This is a genomic window from Catenibacterium sp. co_0103 (assembly GCF_004168205.1).
In the GTDB taxonomy this organism is placed as follows: Bacteria; Bacillota_I; Bacilli_A; order Erysipelotrichales; family Coprobacillaceae; genus Catenibacterium; species Catenibacterium mitsuoka_A.
This window is the reverse complement of record NZ_RCYB01000187.1, coordinates 1-1740: the sequence shown is the minus strand read 5'-3', so window position 1 is coordinate 1740 and position 1740 is coordinate 1. Positions and strand designations below refer to the sequence as shown.

General features: G+C 34.5%; 1 protein-coding gene and 1 rRNA gene. Both read left to right on the top strand.

Features of this window, described 5'->3' with window-relative positions; translation table 11 throughout:
* The first annotated feature begins 6 nt into the window (after window positions 1–6).
* Window positions 7–115, top strand: a 5S ribosomal RNA gene (gene rrf, locus EAI80_RS13025).
* A gap of 95 nt (window positions 116–210) precedes the next feature.
* Complete coding sequence (locus EAI80_RS13020; protein WP_129982374.1) at window positions 211–1491, top strand: MYG1 family protein; 1281 nt, start codon at window positions 211–213, stop codon at window positions 1489–1491.
* Window positions 1492–1740 lie beyond the last annotated feature (249 nt).

Below are 1740 nucleotides of genomic sequence, written 5' to 3'. Positions count from 1 at the left end.
CGAGGATCTGGCGGCGATAGCATGATGGACACACCCGTTCCCATCCCGAACACGGAAGTTAAGCATCATAACGGCGACGATAGTGTGAAGACGCGACAATAGCAAGCTGCCAGGTCCTTTTTTTATGCCTTCCACATGGAGGGCTTTTTTTCTTAGTGTAAATTTTAGATAAGAATGATATGATTATATAAGAGCACATAAGGAGATAGTATGATTACGATAGTAGAAGAAAAGGACGCAAAGTTTATAACTCATGCTGGATCATTTCATGCAGATGATGTTATGGCAACAGTCTTATTAGAAATATTATATGAAGATATTCCACTTGCAAGAGTTGCAGAAATAGATGAAAAAGATACAGATGCATTTGTCTATGATATTGGTTTAGGAAAGTATGATCATCATCAAGATGATAAAGTAAGAAGAGATAATGGGGTTGCTTATTCTTCTGTAGGTCTTATTTGGCGTGATTATGGAATACAGATTTTAGAGAAGTTAGGAATTCAAGATTATATAGACGAATATTTTTATGATATAGATGATCAGATCATCATGCCTATTGATGCATTGGATAATGGAGAAGGTGAACGCATTTCCATGACCATTTCATCTGTCATTTCTATTAGTAACCCTTTCTGGAATTCACCTATTAGTGGAGACGAAGCATTTTTAAAATCAGTTGATTTCATGAGAATGGTATTTAATGTATATATTGAATATTTAAAGGATGTTTATAATAATGAACTTGATTGGGATGATGGTTATGACTGGTTAGATCAGGTGATGAAGAAGATTGTCTTAGATAAAGCCAATGAAGCGAATTGTTTCATCTTTAATGAAGAAGGTGATGCCATAGATATGTGGAAAGAATATGGTGAAGAAATCATCACTTATTATAATAAATCAAGTAAACATGCAGAATTAGGTGTATATGATGTGAATAAGATGTTTGTGCAGCCACTTTCTTTTGAACGTGAAGAAACAGATGAAGTCACTGCTTATCCAGTAGAACAGCTCGCTATCTTAATGGAACATTATCATAAAAATGGTGAAGCATTACTTAAAGAGATATTTGATACCTGCATTCATTCAGAAGTAAGTAGAATTCAAGGAATGGATTATGTTGAAGCACAAATTGACTTATCAGAACATCATATTATGATTCTAGAACAGTTTGTCCCATGGAAAGGTACATTACTTAAATCAGAAAGCAATAAAGTAAATGATATCTATTTAACTGTGTTTCCATCTCAAAGAGGAGGATGGAACTTTCAGGGCGTTCCTCTATCGCCAGCAAGCTTTGATACACGTATCAAAGTACCTGAAGAGTGGTGTGGAAAACGTGATCAAGAATTAGTAGAACTTACTGGAGTAGAAGGTGCACGCTTTATCCATCCAGGAGGATTTATTGGTGGTGCTGAAAACTTTGAATCCATCATGGAACTAGCACAACGTATTGTAGAATATACTGAACAAAATAAAACACACTAAACTATTAAACAAGGCTGTCTTATGTGATAAGATAGCTTTTTTTGATGAAAATAAACAATATAAGAGATTTTGAATATTTTTTATAAAAAAATCAAAAAACTTTCAAAAAACACTTTACAAACGCTGCGATATTGGGTATTATAGACAGGCAGTCCGGGAGACGGGCTGAGACAGAACATTGAAAACTGAACAGATACACGTCAGATTTATTTGAAAACATTTAATTGATGAGCTGAACATCAGCTCTTC

Excerpts from the sequence above, each read along its gene's own strand:
- EAI80_RS13020 (WP_129982374.1), top strand. The coding sequence starts at position 211 with ATGATTACGATAGTAGAAGAAAAGGACGCAAAGTTTATAACTCATGCT.